Source organism: Arthrobacter sp. 10T413_2 (assembly GCF_056394205.1).
The window spans coordinates 1-14,810 of record NZ_JBFTHK010000103.1 but is presented as its reverse complement, the minus strand read 5'-3'; the positions used below and the strand labels follow the sequence as shown (position 1 = coordinate 14,810).

At 64.8% G+C, this 14,810-nt stretch carries 16 protein-coding genes; 6 read left to right on the top strand and 10 right to left on the bottom strand.

Going from position 1 to position 14,810, the window contains the following annotated elements; all coding sequences use genetic code 11:
- Both AC1DBQ_RS15520 and AC1DBQ_RS15515 read left to right on the top strand, forming a co-directional pair.
- Positions 1–1,672, top strand: a 1,672-nt coding sequence (locus tag AC1DBQ_RS15520) for a transketolase (RefSeq protein ID WP_476929355.1), incomplete at its 5' end; no start/stop codon positions are given.
- Positions 1,673–1,922: 250 nt separating this feature from the next.
- Complete coding sequence (locus AC1DBQ_RS15515; RefSeq protein ID WP_476929354.1) at positions 1,923–2,816, top strand: SDR family oxidoreductase; 894 nt, start codon at positions 1,923–1,925, stop codon at positions 2,814–2,816.
- Positions 2,817–3,073: 257 nt separating this feature from the next.
- Here AC1DBQ_RS15515 and AC1DBQ_RS15510 read toward each other — a convergent pair whose 3' ends face one another.
- From AC1DBQ_RS15510 to AC1DBQ_RS15490, 5 genes are all read right to left on the bottom strand, one after another.
- The gene (locus AC1DBQ_RS15510; protein WP_476929353.1) at positions 3,074–4,120 is read right to left on the bottom strand and encodes a PDDEXK nuclease domain-containing protein; all 1,047 of its coding nucleotides are present in this window, start codon (positions 4,118–4,120) and stop codon (positions 3,074–3,076) included.
- Between the two features lie 205 nt (positions 4,121–4,325).
- Positions 4,326–4,535: a hypothetical protein gene (locus AC1DBQ_RS15505; RefSeq protein WP_476851022.1), complete on the bottom strand. Its 210-nt coding sequence runs from the start codon at positions 4,533–4,535 to the stop codon at positions 4,326–4,328.
- Between the two features lie 123 nt (positions 4,536–4,658).
- Positions 4,659–5,855, bottom strand: coding sequence for a hypothetical protein (locus AC1DBQ_RS15500; protein ID WP_476929352.1), 1,197 nt, complete (start codon positions 5,853–5,855; stop codon positions 4,659–4,661).
- 22 nt (positions 5,856–5,877) lie between these two features.
- Positions 5,878–7,518, bottom strand: a complete 1,641-nt coding sequence (locus tag AC1DBQ_RS15495) for a relaxase/mobilization nuclease domain-containing protein (protein WP_476929351.1) — start codon at positions 7,516–7,518, stop codon at positions 5,878–5,880.
- A 3-nt stretch (positions 7,519–7,521) separates the two neighbouring features.
- The gene (locus tag AC1DBQ_RS15490) at positions 7,522–7,911 is read right to left on the bottom strand and encodes a MobC family plasmid mobilization relaxosome protein (RefSeq protein WP_476929350.1); all 390 of its coding nucleotides are present in this window, start codon (positions 7,909–7,911) and stop codon (positions 7,522–7,524) included.
- Positions 7,912–8,122: 211 nt separating this feature from the next.
- On the opposite strand from AC1DBQ_RS15490, the gene AC1DBQ_RS15485 reads away from it, so the two are divergent.
- Positions 8,123–8,443, top strand: coding sequence for a hypothetical protein (locus tag AC1DBQ_RS15485; protein ID WP_476929349.1), 321 nt, complete (start codon positions 8,123–8,125; stop codon positions 8,441–8,443).
- Positions 8,444–8,670: 227 nt separating this feature from the next.
- On the opposite strand, the gene AC1DBQ_RS15480 is transcribed toward AC1DBQ_RS15485, so the two are convergent.
- From AC1DBQ_RS15480 to AC1DBQ_RS15460, 5 genes are all read right to left on the bottom strand, one after another.
- The gene (locus AC1DBQ_RS15480; RefSeq protein WP_476929348.1) at positions 8,671–9,375 is read right to left on the bottom strand and encodes an SOS response-associated peptidase; all 705 of its coding nucleotides are present in this window, start codon (positions 9,373–9,375) and stop codon (positions 8,671–8,673) included.
- A gap of 47 nt (positions 9,376–9,422) precedes the next feature.
- The gene (locus AC1DBQ_RS15475; protein ID WP_476929347.1) at positions 9,423–9,713 is read right to left on the bottom strand and encodes a helix-turn-helix domain-containing protein; all 291 of its coding nucleotides are present in this window, start codon (positions 9,711–9,713) and stop codon (positions 9,423–9,425) included.
- Positions 9,713–9,970 (bottom strand): ParB family protein, encoded by a 258-nt coding sequence (locus tag AC1DBQ_RS15470; protein ID WP_476929346.1) that lies wholly within the window; start codon positions 9,968–9,970, stop codon positions 9,713–9,715. Before AC1DBQ_RS15470 ends, AC1DBQ_RS15475 begins: the two co-directional genes overlap by 1 nt.
- A gap of 304 nt (positions 9,971–10,274) precedes the next feature.
- Positions 10,275–10,790, bottom strand: coding sequence for a single-stranded DNA-binding protein (ssb, locus tag AC1DBQ_RS15465; protein ID WP_476929345.1), 516 nt, complete (start codon positions 10,788–10,790; stop codon positions 10,275–10,277).
- Positions 10,787–11,062 (bottom strand): glutaredoxin family protein, encoded by a 276-nt coding sequence (locus AC1DBQ_RS15460; RefSeq protein ID WP_476929344.1) that lies wholly within the window; start codon positions 11,060–11,062, stop codon positions 10,787–10,789. The genes ssb and AC1DBQ_RS15460 overlap by 4 nt, the downstream gene beginning before the upstream one ends.
- A 284-nt stretch (positions 11,063–11,346) precedes the next feature.
- Between AC1DBQ_RS15460 and AC1DBQ_RS15455 the strand changes: the two genes are divergently transcribed.
- The 3 genes from AC1DBQ_RS15455 to AC1DBQ_RS15445 all read left to right on the top strand — a co-directional run.
- On the top strand, positions 11,347–12,279 hold the full coding sequence (locus AC1DBQ_RS15455; RefSeq protein ID WP_476929343.1) for an ABC transporter ATP-binding protein: 933 nt from the start codon (positions 11,347–11,349) through the stop codon (positions 12,277–12,279).
- 5 nt (positions 12,280–12,284) lie between these two features.
- Complete coding sequence (locus AC1DBQ_RS15450) at positions 12,285–13,598, top strand: ABC transporter permease (protein ID WP_476929342.1); 1,314 nt, start codon at positions 12,285–12,287, stop codon at positions 13,596–13,598.
- A gap of 330 nt (positions 13,599–13,928) precedes the next feature.
- The coding region (locus tag AC1DBQ_RS15445; protein ID WP_476929341.1) for a hypothetical protein at positions 13,929–14,810 on the top strand (882 nt) is incomplete at its 3' end.

The window sequence follows — 14,810 nt, the reverse complement described above, 5'->3', positions numbered from 1 at the left end:
CTCCAAAGGCCATGCCTCTCCCCTGTTGTATTCGGTCTTCAAGGCCGTCGGCGTCGTTTCCGATGATGAGCTCATGACCGGCTACCGCCRCATCGGCCAGCGCCTGCAGGGGCACCCGACGCCGGCCCTGCCGTGGGTGGATTTCGCGACGGGATCGCTGGGGCAGGGGCTTCCGGACGGCGTAGGGGTCGCCCTCGCAGGGAAATACCTGGACCGGCTCCCCTACCGGGTGTGGGTGTTGTGTGGCGACAGCGAAATGGCGGAAGGCTCCATCTGGGAAGCCCTGGACAAGGCCTCCCACTATGGCCTGACCAACCTGGTCACCGTCGTTGACGTAAACCGGCTGGGACAGCGGGGCGAGACCGAACTCGACTGGGACATGGAGTCCTATGGCCGTCGGGTCCAGGCTTTCGGCGCCCAGGCCATCATCATTGACGGCCACGATCTCGACATGATTGACACGGCCTTTTCCACTGCCGCAAAAGCACCTGAAGGCAGGCCCGTTGTCATCCTCGCCAAGACCATCAAGGCCAAAGGCTTCGCCCCGATCGAAGACAGCCCCGATTGGCACGGAAAACCCTTCCCGCCCGATATGGCGGCGAAGGCGATTGCCGAACTCGGCGGTCCAAGGACACTGACCTTGCGCGGTCCCCTTCCGGAAGAAGGGACAAAGGCAGGCATCTACGCTCCCGGCGCAACCTTCCCCAGCTACACACTGGGCGAGAAGGTCGCCACGCGAAAGGCCTACGGCGACGCCCTGGCAGCACTCGGCGGCATCGATCCCGCCGTGGTTGCCCTGGACGGTGAGGTCAGCAATTCCACCCATGCGGACCAATTCGCCAAGGCATTTCCCGGCCGGTTCTTCGAGATGTACATCGCCGAGCAGCAGCTCATCGCCGCCGCCACGGGRCTGAGCATCCGGGGATATAAAGCCTTCGCCTCGACCTTCGCGGCCTTCCTCACCCGCGCCTACGACTTCATCCGCATGGGGTCCATCACGGGCGCCGATCTTCGCCTGTGCGGCTCACACTCCGGCGTCGAGATCGGCGCCGACGGCCCCTCMCAGATGGCGCTGGAAGACCTCGCGATGATCCGGGCCGTGCACGCCTCGACCGTCCTCTACCCYGCCGACGCCACCAGCACAGCCGCCCTGGTGCAGACCATGGCSGAAACCTCCGGCATCAGCTATCTCCGRACCACMCGCGGCGCCTACCCAGTCCTGTACAGSGCCGCAGAGCAGTTCCCGRTCGGCGGTTCCAAACTCCTGCGGTCCTCCGGCAACGACGACGTCACCCTCGTCGGGGCAGGGRTCACCCTGCACGAAGCGCTCAAGGCAGCMGACATCCTCGACGCCGACGGAATCCRGGCCCGCGTCATCGACTGCTACTCCATCAAGCCCATAGACGCAGAAACACTGCTCACCGCCGCCGGCGAGACACAGGGCCGCGTCATCATCGCCGAAGACCACCRCCCCGAGGGAGGCCTGGGATCAGCGGTCAAAGACGCCYTRCTCACGGCACCGCCGAGTGACCTGTCCATCACGCACCTGGCCGTGCACGACATGCCCGGGTCCGGAACCGGGCAGGAACTCCTCGCCTGGGCAGGCATCKACGCCGACCATATCGCCGACGCCGCCCGGCGCCTGGCCGGGCCAAACCCGCACCGGGATTGACGGCGCGGCTCTCCGGGACCAACATAAACCCCCGACAGGCCTCTCTTCCCGACGTTGTCACCGGGCCGGGCCCCTKCGCTGTGACGGTCCGGCCCACCGACCCGACCCGAGCCAGATCCTCCTCAGAGAATCGGCTGCGCAACCGTTTCAATGCCCCAGCGCGGCGCCTGCCACGCTTCGGAGGAAACAGGGAGCATTGACAGGCTTTGGAGAAACATTCCACACGGACCAAAAGACAAGGAGTTGAATTGTGGACAGTTCACCAGTTCTGGTTGTCGGCGGCACCGGGTATCTCGGAAGCCAAGTCATAGCGGCATTGCTGGACCGCGGCAAGCAGGTGCGGGCCCTGGTGCGGCCTGGATCCGATGCAGCACGGCTCGAGGCGGCTGGGGTTGAGATCGCGCGCGGAGACATGATGGATCCCGGATCGCTGGAGCGCGCTATGGGCGACGTCGACGCTGTGGTTACGACGGCCGCCGGCTACACCGGCCACAGCAGGGGCGACACTTCCGAGATCGACGTAGTCGGAAACCGCAACCTCATCGACTCGGCGGCCCGGGCCGGTGTTCGCAGGTTTGTCCTCACCAGCATCCTTACCTGCGACCAGACGCCGCAAGTCCCGCACTTCTGGCATAAGAAACTGGCCGAAGACCGGCTGGAGGACAAGCACGTCGCCTTTGTCGCTCTGCGCCCCGGCGCCTTCCTGGACCAGCTCACCAGATTCGGTGGAGATCCCTTCTCCCGGGGCAGCCTCTCATGGTTGGGCTCCCCCCGTGTCCCGCTGACGTTCATCCTCAGCTCCGACCTCGCCGCGTACCTCGCCGCGGCTGTCGACGCCGACATTGCCGCAGGGGAACGGATCGATATTGGATGGGACCGCCCCGTGAGCATCCAGGACGTCGCGGACATCTCCGGCAGCCTGCTCGGCCGGCCGATCACAGTAAGGCCGGGCCCGACCGCTGCGGCAGGGGCCCCTGGCGACGGCGTCTCCGTACCCGAGGACATCGCCGCCATGCTCGAGTGGTTCGAGACCGGCCGCTACGTGGCAAACACGGCCCGTCAGGGTGAAGTCTTCGGCATTCCCACAGCCGAAGACGCCATCGGACGCTTCATCACAAGCCTCGGACACCCTCTTCACGAGTAGGGTGTCCTGCCGGAACGGCAGGACACCMCGGAATGCCGCCCATAGGCCGCTGGTCCCCGCCGGGACGCGGCCACAGCGCCGCAGCGGAACCTTAGCCGTGGGCGTCTTCGCCGATACAACTGTCCAAAGCGCGCTGGATAGTAGGGGCAGGCCAGGMATAGGTCCCCGAGGACATGATCGATGGCGAATATTTCAGCAAGATGCAGCCACTCACAGTTAGTCACTGCCCGGAAGCGCCCGGTCAGCCACCCGGGCGGTCACATCCCGCCGGAATCGGCCACTGTTCCTTGCTCGAGCGCCGCAGTGATCGCCTCCGGGGATGGCAGCGCCGCTCGCTCCTCCGGCGGAAGGGAGTCATAGGTGTACGAGCTGACGGCGACAGGCTGGGATGAGCCGTCCAGTGCGTACCTGACCGTGGGTTCGTGTTTTGAACTGCAAACAAGGATTCCMACCGTTGGGGCMATGCCCGGGAACCTGACTAGGTTGTTCACGGCCGCGACATAAAAGTTGAGCTGTCCCAGGTGTTCCGGCCTGAATTTTCCTGCCTTAATCTCCACGACCACAAATCTGTTGGTGGGTACGTGTACCAGGAGGAGGTCGATGTAGAAGTTCTCGCCTTCTACATCGAGGTGATACTGGCGGCCATAGAAAGCAAACCCCCGGCCGAACTCTGCCAGCGTTTGGGACATGCGCTGTGTCATGGCCTGTTCGATGGCCAGTTCCTGAGCCTCTGCCGTCAGACCGAGAAAATCGAGTACCAAGGGGTCTTTGGCGACATGCCTGGCCAGATCAGCCCCGTCGCCKGGCAGACGTTCCTCGAGGTTGTTTGGAGCGGCCCCGAGGCGTCGGTGGAGTCCTGTGGCGATTTGATGCTCAAGGACTTCAAGCTTCCAATTGTGTTCTACAGCTGTTTCGGCGTACCAGTCGCGGAGCTCGGGGTCCTTGAGCTTGAGCAGCTCGACAATGTGTCTCCATGGGAGCACACCGACTCTGCTGCGGACTTCTGCCTGTGACAAGTCCCAGGCGGCGGCGAACGAGCGCATGTAGAAGAGGTTTGATCGGGAAAAACCGCGCATGGTCGGGAAGGACGTCTTTAGATCTGCCGCGAGGCGCTGCAGCACTTTGGTCCCCMACGGTTCCTGGGCCTGTTGCTGCAGGATCGTTGCTCCAATGGCCCAATACATTTCGACCATCGCGCTGTTCGCCGCTTGCTGTGCACGTAGTTGGGCGGAAGCAACCAGTGTCTTCAGGGATGCGAGGGTTCCGGCGTAGCTGCTGGGCAGGTCAGGCTCAATTGTGGGCACGCCCCCACCCTAACTGTTCCCCCCGACGGGAGCCGGATCGAGGCTGTAGCTAATTGTCMAGAGTTCTCTGGACAATTGACGCTGGGGCGGTTTCGACCCGTGTMTGTTCCTAATAGTCCAGAGAACTCTGGACTATTAGGAACGTTGCGGGCTCGCCGGGCGGCCGCAGCTGATCGGCGGGCCGCCCGAGTGACCGTGTCTGACCTCAGGCGTCGGGGTCGTGGCCAAGGACGCGGAGCAGGTCACGGGTTGTCATGCTCAGCTGTTCGAACCAGTGCTGGTAGAACAAGGCCGTCATCTGCTGTGGAGGGGTGTCATCGAGTTCGTGGAGCAGCTGCAGGGCCTCGCGGATAACGGCCTCATCTGACGCCAGCTCAGGATCAGGCCGGCGTTCCGGTTCCTCCGGGTGTTCCATGCGGGCGACTCCTTCCGTCGTGTATGGCCAMAGGTTTTGCCGCCCGCCCCCGGCACGAGTCGGGTTCGATCCTCTTGGCCGGTACCGGGCTGGCACGGCTGCTGGCGCGGCAGCAGGGCGCCACTAGCGGCTGGGGCCGTTCCGGGTTTTCTGGGCCCCCATTGTTGCGCCCCTGATTGTTTTCCGCGCCTTCGCCGGATCTTTGCCGCTGACGAGTGCGGCGCTGGGGTGCGTGCCCTCGCTGCGGGCAGCGGCAAGGCGTCCCTTGACGCGTTCCTCGCTGGCGGTGCCGGAGAGGGTGACGGCGAATGCCTGGTGATGGTCGGCGGAACCGTATTCTGCGGCCGGGCTGGTTTCGGCCTTCCCGCCCTGGTCCTTCAGCCGTTCGCTGTCKTCGGCGGTGACCCTGCCCTCCAGCTCGCGGCCGAGCTCGGCGATGCGCGCGAAGAGGTCCGCTTCGGTGCGTTCGTAGCGTTGTTCCAGCGGCTGCCCTTGGGTGCCGTTGAATCCTCCCTCGGCGAGGAGTTTCGCGTCGTGCCATTCCTTGGCGGCGTCCACGAACCTGGCATCGCTGAAGTGGTCCTCGCCGGCCCCGGTGAAGTTCGCCGTGGTTTCTTCGCGAAGCTTCTCGATGGTGGGACCGTTGATGCCGTCTTTGCCGATCAGGTACAGGCGTTCCTTCACCGTAGTGTCGGCGGCCTCGATGGCTTCCGGCGTCGTGGCGTCGTGTGCGCTCTGCAGCGCCTCGGCCAGGGCGTGGTTGTTCAGGTATTCGAGAGGCACCTGGTGCCGCTCCATTTCCGGGGCAAGCGTCTTGGCTTTGGCGCGGAGTTCTTCGGCCTGGGCGGCGGCGATGAGTGCCATGCCCTTCCTGTGCTCCGCCACAGCGGCGCGGMGGGCCTGTTCGGCGCTGATGGTTTCGATGCCCGATTCCAGGTACGCGGCGTCCGTGCCGACGTCGAGGGTGTCGATGCCGTAGCGGCGCTGGACTTCGGTCCGGATCCGTTCGGATGCGGCGAGGGCGGCCGGATCATTGTCCTTCCACCCTTCGGCCAGGGCGTGTGCCGTGGCGATGTCTCGAGGCTGTGCCTTGTCCCACCATTGGTCTTTCGCCACGGGTGCCAGCGCTGCGTGCGCGACGCTGCGTTCACCGGCGAGGCGTGCACGCGCTTCGTGCGCTGTCTGGGCGTCCTGGTGTTCCTGCTGCCGCTGGCTCTCCTGCCGCCGGCGTGCCAGTGTCTCGGCAATGCGTGAGGCGATCATCAGCGACTGCCGCAGGCCGCCGTCCAGAACGTCATCCATGCCATCTGATTCACTCATGCTGTTCCTTGCAGTTGGTGGTCTATCGGTCCAGGCCCGGCCCGGCGTCGCGCCGGCCGGGCTGGGAGGTTTTCGCCGGCGTCGCCGGCGTTGGGGTCGTGGGCACCGCTGATCCGGGACGGATGGGGACCATGCCGCGCCTGGCGATATCGATCGCCCGCGGCGCCACAGCAGCATCAGGTGCCGGCTGCTGCCCGGCACCCACCAAAACAGCCTTGGGCATCGTCCCGGTGAACGGGGCCAGCCGCTCCTCGACCACGGACCGGATGCGCTGAGCCTCACGGGTCCGTCCGGACTGGGCATGCATTTCATAGACGGCGAAGGCGGTGTTGATCAGCTGCACCATCAGGGCTGTCTGCGCCGCGGTCTTGTTCTTGCTGGCTGCCGCCATGAACAACATGGCCGTCCCGGCAATGGACGGCAACGGCACAGGTTTGCTGTGCCGGCGTGGTGCGCGCAGCTGGGCGGTGCGGGACAGTTCAGCAGCGGTGGCCGCCAGCGGACCCGGGGTCGGTTCCAGCCGGTAGGACCAGGCCGCGAACGCCCCGGAGACGTCCCTCGCAGCCTTCGCCCAGGTCGCGTGATCATCCAGCGGAATGCTGCGAAGCTGATCCGCCAGGGCGGCCGCGTTGCGGGTGTACTCCACCCACGCCTCCGCCGGCGGTGTCGCATGCTCGGGGCCCGTCCTGGACACGGTGCGCCGGTTGCGGGCAGCAGCGTTCCATTCCGCCGCGGCTTCCGTGGCCAGCTGCGGGGTGTCGGGCCATTCCTCACGAAGTGCACCGAGTTTCAGGTCAGAGGCGAGGGTCCCGCCGCCGAACCAGATAGGACGTTCGCCTCGGGCGGGGCGTTCGGCCACGGAGTAGCCGACAATGACGTCGGTGGTGTTCTTCGCGTAGCGCGGCCGGACGAGCAGGCCGGTGTCCCGGGCGCGCCGGACGAACTCCGCTTCGGTCCCGGAGGCACTGGCGCTGGCCCGCACTTTCCGGGCCAGGGATGACCGGTGCATTTCCCGGTCGTCCCTGATCGCGGTGGCCTTCTCGGCCCGGTCGTACCCACGGGTGGCGTGCACCGTCGAGAGCTGTTCCAGCCCGTACTTGACCTCCAGCGCGCGGCAGGTTTGCTGTGCGCGTCTATAGTCGCCATGGGTGGAGGCTTTGGTGCCGTCTTCACGGACGAGGGACACCGCGATGTGGATGTGGTGGTTGCCGTTCTCGGACGTTCCGTGGTTGATCGCTGCCCAGCGGCACTGGGCTTTGCCGCTGGCTTCGGTGAAGCCCATGGCGTCGACAAAGTCGTTGGCGATATCTCCCCACTGCTGATCCGTCAGTGCACCTTCTTCGGCGCGGAGGCTCAGCGAGCAATGCCACACATCAGCGGGCTTGTGGCCGTTCTCCACGCGCTGTTTCGAGGCCGCGTCCCAGCGGAAATCCTTCTGCAGGATCTCKACGCCAAAAGACTTCCGGGGCTGGTCCAGGTGCTTCGCGATCGCCACAGCGTCATCGCGGTCCAGGACGCCGTCGTCATACCAGGCCATGATCGCCGCATCCCCGGCCACCAGGTGCGGATCAGTGTGGGAGTTCTTCGTCTTGTCCGCATCGGTCGATGCCAGATACAGCAGCAGTCCGGACACCCTGGAGCCGCGCGTGATGTTGGGAATCATCGGCTACGTCAGCCCTTCAATGGTCCGGTCAATCCGCATCGCGATCTCGCGCACATAGGCCAGTGCCGCCTTTGCGTCCTGCGGGAACTCATCCCCGGCGTTCGCGTGGCGGGCGATCTGGTTCACGTTGTTCGAAACCCGCGCCAGGAGCGTGTGCAGGGCCATCAGTTCCGCCATCGCCGCCCTGCGCTCCGTCGGCGTCTCCGACGACTCAGACAATGCCGCGGTGATCAGCAGGTTCGGGACAGTAACTTTCTCCCGGGCGGCGCGCGCCACCAACGCGGCTTCCTCCTCAGCGGTGACCCACACCTCGCGGCGCTTCTTCGTCCCTGCCGGCGAATTCTCACGGCGGCGCTTGGACAGGCGCGGACGGGACTCATTCTGCTCAGTCACGCACTCCCCCGTCCCTTGAAAGCCCAGCGCAGCGACCCCGAAACCGGGGACTACACCAACGAGTGTGCCAAGTAAACAACCACCGGGCYGTGAGCGACACGCCATTTACACCCGTGTAAACGTATAGCTTGCTCCGCGGCGATTCCGGAATGCCGGCGGGTCACCGCGTGTCACGGCAGACGCCGATGGGTGGCGGGTTAAGGTGGTTGGCATGGCGAACCTCGACATTGAAACCACACGTAACCAGGCCCGCGCGCTGCTGGACTCGCGCATTGAATCCGTCACCGCGTTGGTCAAGGCCCGGCAGCGGGTCGCTGACCTCAAGGAACAACTCGCCGAAGCCGAACGCGACGACAAACGCGCCTGCGTCCGGGCCACCAAGGACGGGTGGAGCGCGGAGGAGCTGAAGAAGCTCGGACTCGAACCCGGAGCCGTCTCCCGGCGGCGGAAAGCATCGCCGGTGGAGACCGMCGGACAGGCGTCCACTCCCCCGCACAGTGACGTCCTGACCACCGCGACCACACAGCCCTAACGGGCTGCCGGGTCCTTCCCCATGGTCCACGCCCTGGGGCACCCGGCACACCAGACGTGAGGGCCGGCTTTCTTCAGCCAAAGACCACAAAGAAACACCCGCAAGCGAGTGCATCGCACCACCTGAATGGCCGTCACCGTACCGGGGCGGCCATTCCCGTGCCGATGTTTGCCTGGTTCCGCTGCCGCTCCGGCAGGGGCGGCCGGCGGCGGCTCCGGAGGCGCGGGTCAGGGGGCCGGTTCGATGAGTTCGGGGCCGTTGTTGCGCACGCTGTTCACCCTGTCCGTGACCACCGTCGGGGTCAGGACCGGTTCGGGAATGCCGTCCAGGATCTTCTGCACTTCCGTCTTGTCGGTGGTGCCGGGGTTGAGCCAGTCATGGAACATCTCCGGCGGGACAATGACCGGTGCCCGGTMGTGGACGTGGCCCATCGAATCGTGGGCCGTGGTGGTCAGCACGGTACAGCTGAGCAGCCACCGGTGCGGGTCATCCACCGGCAGGGACGGGTCCGGCCAAAACTCATAGAGCCCGGCGAAGGCCAGCAGTTCGTTCTTCCCGGAGTGGAGGTAATGCGGGATCTTTTTCCMGTCCGGGGTTTTCTCCCATTCGTAATATCCCTCGGCCGGGATCAGGGCCCGCCGCTTGATCGCMGCCTTGCGGAAAGCCGGCTTCTCCAGGATGGATTCGCTGCGGGCGTTGATCAGCTTCGAACCGATCTTCACATCCTTGGCCCAGGACGGGACGAGGCCCCAGCGGGCGATCAACAGCCGGCGCTCCACGGCGTCCTCATCCAGCCTCTCGGCGATGATCGGGACATCCTGAGTGGGCGCCACATTCCAGCTCGGCGCAGGCGGGCTGCCCTCGACGTCCGTCGCCTCGAAATGACGCAGGAGATCCCCCGTCGCCCTGGACATCACGTACCTGCCGCACATGCCTTAATTGTGCCCCCGGTACGGACGGCGGCGGAGGGTCCCGCGGACTAGTCTTCGGTGGTTGTTTCCTCGGGGATCTGCCCGGCGGCGATCCGCTGGGCCGTCCTGTCGTAGGCACCATCGATGTAGGCCAGCAGGTCATCCTCCCGGACGCGCCAGACACCGCGGCCGCCGAACTGCGCGGCACGCAGTTCCCCGCTGCGYACCAGCGCATACACCAAAGGAGTGTTCACGTTCAGGACTTCCTTCACCTGATCCAGCGTCAGCATCCTGGGCAGTCCTCCACCGGCCGCAGGTGTYGCCGGCGCGTCGGTGCCTTCGGTCCGTTTCGCCATCATCAGGTCCCCTCGTTCCGGTGCTGCAGTTCGTCCCGGGTGCGTTGCCCGCGGCGCAGCGCACCGGCCGGAACCGGATCCCATGCCCGGCCCTGGTTGTGGCGGCGCTGCAGCCGCTTCACCTCCCGCATMGTGGCCCGCACGATGAAGTCCGACACGGACGCGTCCCCCTCCAGATGACCTGCGGCGAGGAACGCCGCACGGACCTGACCGGCTTCCTCTTCAGTGAAATACGGCGTGAACGCCGCGATCTTCTTCATCCCGTTGATCTTCCCTCACTCACTGCCCGGCTCATGGGTCCTTACCGCTCCCGGCGTGGCTCCTGAGGGTCCGTTCCAGCGGGACMGGACGGACGGTCCAGAAGACCAGCAGGACCGCACGTACCGCGGTCAGCAGGACATCGGGGCCAGCTGACCCCTTCCTCCCAGAGCCKGGACGCAGCCCGAAGGGTGATTGTCATCGCAGTAACGTTGCCCATCCGGCCCGGTTCCGGAGCGTACCTGCCATGTCGTGACCATCAGTGCCCCTGCATTCGCTCCGTCGATGTTTGGGCCTTGTGCAATGTCAGAGGGGCAGCTCGAGATCGGGGGACGGGACGTTGATGTGGCCGTCCKGGTTGGCCGCGAGCCCAAACCACGCATCATCATCGTTCCCATACTCCCGGGCGGACAGGCTGAACCTGTCCGGCGGGTGCTCCTCGTCCTGCTCCGGGCCGGGGCCGGTGCGCGTGACTTCCGCGTTGGTGTGGCGCAGGGACGGGCCGATATCCTCGACCTCGAGCTCGACGACAGTGCGCCCCTCCCCCGTCTTCGTCGTATAGGACCGGGGTTTMAGGGTGCCGGTGGCGATCACGCGCATGCCCTTGGCCAGAGATGCGGCCGCGTGTTCAGCGGTGCCGCGCCACGCCGTGGCGGGCTGGAACAGGGTATCCCCGTCGGTCCACCGGCCGGTCCGGGAGTCGAAGGTCCTGGGAGTGGAGGCGATAGTGAAGTTTGCGACGGCAGTCCCGGACTCGGTGAACCGCAGTTCAGKGTCGKCGGTCAGGTTTCCGATGACGGTCACGCTGGTTCCGACGCTCATGTGAKGGCACCTTGCCGCACGGCGGTTTCGATCCCGATGAYCCGGGCGATCCTGGCCGGGTCCAGCCCGGACCAGTGGTCTTCGCTGCTCTCCTTGCCGTAGACCACCACGGGGACCTGGGAGTAGCCGAGCTCTTCGGTGATGTACTCGAACGCGGCCGGGTTAGTGGTCACATCGACCTCGACGAAGGCGAGGCCGGCGTCGGTGAACTTCTGTCTGGTCTTGGCGCAGCCGAAGCATCCGGCGGCCTTGGTGTAGATGGTGAGGGTCATTTCAGCACCTGGTTTCGTATCTCGATAAGTTGCGTTCGTCTGGCGACCTGCCGCCCCAATTCTACCAATCATTCAACTGAATGAATAGGCGGCTTACCTTGATTCACTGGCGTTTTTCACCTGCGCCTTTGGTCATATTCCCGGTGCCGGGACCGTCAGCTCCCGGGGTCTATCCGGCCGCCACCGCCCTTCGCAGGAACGCCGKGGCAACCGGTGATCCGGGACGGGTTCCGCGTCCGGCGCCGTACCTCACCGGCGACGGATCATCCGGTTAGAGTGTGGGTATGACGCGGGGGGACGCGGCCGCCGAGCCGCTGGTACACATCAAAGACTTCAGGATGGACTTCGGGGACGCAACGGTCATCAAGGACCTGTCCTTCGATGTCCGGGCCGGGGAAACGTTCGGGTTCCTCGGCAGCAACGGCTCGGGGAAAACCACGACCCTCCGGGCCTTGCTGGGCATCTACCAGCCGACCGCCGGGACCCTCCACATCGGCGGCAKGCCCTTCACCCCGCAGGACGGGGCCCGCCTCGGGTACCTGCCCGAGGAGCGCGGCCTCTACAAGAAAGAATCCGTCCTGGACGTGATGGTCTACTTCGGCCGGCTCAAAGGCCTCGACAAGGCCCGCGCGAAAGCCTGGTCCCGCGAGTACCTGGAACGGGTCGACCTGGCCGACAAGGCCACCATGCGGCTGGACAAGCTCTCCGGCGGGCAGCAGCAGAAAATCCAGCTCGGCGTGACCATCATGAACGACCCCGAGCTGCTGATCCTKGACGAACCGACCAAGGGCTTCGACCCGGTCAACCGGCGCCTGCTCATGGACATCATCGAAGATCAGAAACTCGCCGGCGCGACCGTCATCATGGTCACCCACCAGATGGAAGAAGTCGAACGCCTCTGCGACCGGGTGATCCTGCTCAAGGACGGCACCTCCCGCGCCTACGGCACCGTCGCGGAAGTCCAGGAACAATTCGGCGGCACCGTCTACCGGCTCACCTACGACGGGGCCCTGCCGCCCTCTCCCCTCTATGACATTGTCAGTGCGGCCGGCGGCCAGGCCGAGCTCTCCCCCCGCCCCAGCGCGGACGAAGCCGCCGTCCTGCGCGAGCTCATCGGCCACGGCGTCGCCGTGAAGGCGTTCACCACGGCCCGGACGTCCCTGGACGAGGTCTTCATCAAGGTCTACGGCGACACCCACGACATGGCGGAGGCATAAACCCCATGACCCAGAAAACCTCCACGCCAATCCCCTCCCCCGCCCCGGCACAGCCCGCGTCGCCGGTCCCGGCGAGGCGCCCCTTCGCCGGTCACAACCTCGGCACCGTCGTCGGGTTCGAATTCACCCGCACCGTCAAAAAACGCCGCTTCTGGATCGCAACCCTGGCCATCCCGATCGTGATGGCCATCGTCTTCGGCCTCGTCTACCTCAGCAACTCCTCCACCCAMGCCAGTGCCGATGCCCAGAAGACCGCCGCCATCTCCTTCACCTACACCGACGACTCCGGACTCATCACCCCCGCGATCGCCACCGCCATGGGCGGGAAGAAAACCACCAACCCCGAACAGGCCCTCCTGKACGTGAAAAAGGGACTGACGGAGGCGTACTTCGCCTACCCCGCCGCCCCGGCCACCCAGCCCGTGAAGGTCTACGGGACAGACCAGGGGATCTTCGACAACGGCAAATACGACGCCGTCGCCAAACAACTCCTCACCGCCTCAGCCCGGGCCAAGATCGGCTCCCCGCAACTTACCGCCGCGGCCAGCGGCGACATGAAAACCGAATCCCAGACCTTCAAGGACGGCCAGCTCGCCGGTGGCATCGGATCCGCCGTCCCGMCGCTGATGTTCCTGCTGATCTTCTACGTCTCGATCATTCTGCTCTCCAACCAGATGCTCAACAGCACCCTGGAAKAGAAAGAAAACCGGGTCACCGAAATGATCCTCACGACCCTGAACCCGACCACCCTGATCATCGGCAAAATCATCGCCCTGTTCATGGTCGGCCTGGTCCAGATTCTGGTCTTCCTCACCCCCATCGCCGTCGGCTACGCCTTCTTCCGCGACAAACTCGCCATGCCCGACCTGGACCTCTCGACCCTGAGTTTCGACCCCGGGACCATGATCGTCGGGGCGCTGCTGMTGCTMGGTGGTTTCACCGTCTTCACCGGCGTCCTGGTCGCGATCGGCGCGGTCATGCCCACCGCCAAAGACKCCGGCACCGTCTTCGGGCCCCTGATGGCGCTGATCTTCGTCCCCTTCTACGCCATGACCCTCATCGTCTCGGACCCGCGAGCACCCATCGTGCAGATCTTCACCTACTTCCCGCTCTCAGCCCCCGTAACCGCCATGCTCCGCAACGGCTTCGGCACCCTCTCACCCGTAGAAGCAACCATCGTCATCGCCGAACTCTTCATCATCGGAATCCTCATCCTCCGCCTCGCCGTCCATCTCTTCCGCTACGGCTCGATCCAGTACTCGGGCAAGCTCTCCATCGCCGGAACCTTCCGCAAACGCAGCACACCCGCCGGTAAATGACCCCGTCCCGCCGCCACGCGGTTGTCGCGCTGGGTGCTCGAGGCACCTGCGGCTAACCGTGGCCTGCACACATTGCCTACCCGTCAAAAACCCCGCAGCTCACGTTTTGACCGGCTTTCTTTTCGGAAACCAGTTCTGACCACCACTTTTGGGGCATTCGAGTCGTTTTCGGAGGCTTGCCATGGGCGCGTCAGAAACGGTCGTTATTGAGGCACACGCTTTGCGGCCAGCTCTGTAACCACTATCGCGAGCGACCGCCCGATTCAGCCGACCGGAAGGTGGTCAGCACGGCACCGTCAACTGTGCGGCGGAGATCGATAAAGTTCCGGTATGGAACCCATTAGTACCGTTGCAGCATCCGTCGGCATAGTCAGCGGAACCTCCACTCTTTTGCAGGCCGCGAATAAGGGCGTCAGGTCGGCGTACCGCCGCGCCCGGTTGAGCGGGACAATCGACCAGGACTGGCTAACGTTGGGCGCCCTCTCCGGCAAAGATGTGGTGCTTTCTGCTGGTGAACTTGCTGACATACATGCTTTCCTGGAGAGCGATTCGGTCAAGCCGATCCTGGTGCTTCTCGCTGTGGGGACAGTTCTTTCCGACGCTGAGGACGTAGTGGAAGGTGCTCGCGTCGCGTTTCTCAACGAATGCCGGCGGTGGGCTGTCCAATCAGACTTGAAGTGGGCGGCTAAGGGCGACGCCATCTTCAACTCTGTTGTTGAACTTTTCCGGGGCGTACTGCCTAACGCGAAACACTCGGAGGAACTGCACGAAGAGGTTGAGGCGTACTCCGAATTTCTTGCGAGCCCACTCAAGGGTAAGGAAAACGAGGGCGCTCACCTGGCTTATGTAGGCCGTTTGCTGGCTCTTACTGGCGATTTGGACACGGTCAAAGGAACTGCCAGGCTTTCCGGAGAGCTTGCCAACTCAATCCTCGCTGGCGACCAAGAGCAAATTATTGGCCATGCCGAAGTAGACAGCCAGGTGAGCTTCGACGATCTCTACGTCAGTCGCGACTTCATCGATGTCAGCTCCGAATCCACAGAGGACTCAGGAGGCCTAGTGTCGTCTGGGGCGCCTTTCCGAGTGCTCATCATGGGTTCTCCCGGCGCCGGCAAATCAACCTTCGTGAAGTTCCTGACCGCGGGCCTGGCCAATCCCCAGTTACGCAACCCTGTTTTACCGAGCGTGGTCATCAAATGCCGCGATTACGCC